Origin of the sequence: Halococcus sp. IIIV-5B (genome assembly GCF_003602035.1) — an archaeon.
In the GTDB taxonomy this organism is placed as follows: domain Archaea; phylum Halobacteriota; class Halobacteria; order Halobacteriales; family Halococcaceae; genus Halococcus; species Halococcus salsus.
This window is the reverse complement of sequence record NZ_QZWE01000072.1, coordinates 1-584: the sequence shown is the minus strand read 5'-3', so window position 1 is coordinate 584 and position 584 is coordinate 1. Positions and strand designations below refer to the sequence as shown.

Sequence of the window (584 nt, the reverse complement as noted above, 5' to 3'; positions counted from 1 at the left end):
TCCCGGTGTCTTCGGCATCCATGATGGAGAGACGCTCGATAGGCGTGAGATCCTGATGCTGGACGGCGGTTTCGGCGGCGTCACCCCCTGCTTCGGACCCGGGAGAACCCTCCTCCAGATCCGCGAGCTGGTTTTCGAGGTCGAGGATATCGTCAAGGAGGTAGCTGTCCTTCTCCTCAGCTTTGGTGGCGCGTTCTTCGAGCTGTTGCTGAGATTGGCGAAGCTCGTGATTCTCGCGCGCGAGAGCATGACGATCCTCGCGATGCTGCTGCTTGGTCTCGTCGAGCTCGGAACGAACGTCATCGAGCTCTGACTCGAATCGCTCCTCTAGCTGAGCTTTTTCGGCTTCAAGGGCTTCAACACGGTGCAGAAGCTGGGTTGTCTGGTCATCCGATTCGTCGTCGGTCGGTCCGGTAGTTTCAATACCGGTGGCTCTGTCTGTGGTCATAGAGGCAAACTGGTTCCTCGGTTTCGGGAGTGTTCCTACCACTCCCGGCCCACGCGGTTGTTTTTGGTGAGCTATTGCTATGCGCGCAACGCTGTCACTTGAATCTATTGGACACACCCCCCAAGACCAATTAGTC

At 57.4% G+C, this 584-nt stretch carries 1 protein-coding gene; it reads left to right on the top strand.

Going from position 1 to position 584, the window contains the following annotated elements:
* Positions 1-313 (top strand): hypothetical protein (locus tag D3261_RS20165; protein WP_158589423.1); only part of this gene is annotated, 313 nt, incomplete at its 5' end.
* Positions 314-584 lie beyond the last annotated feature (271 nt).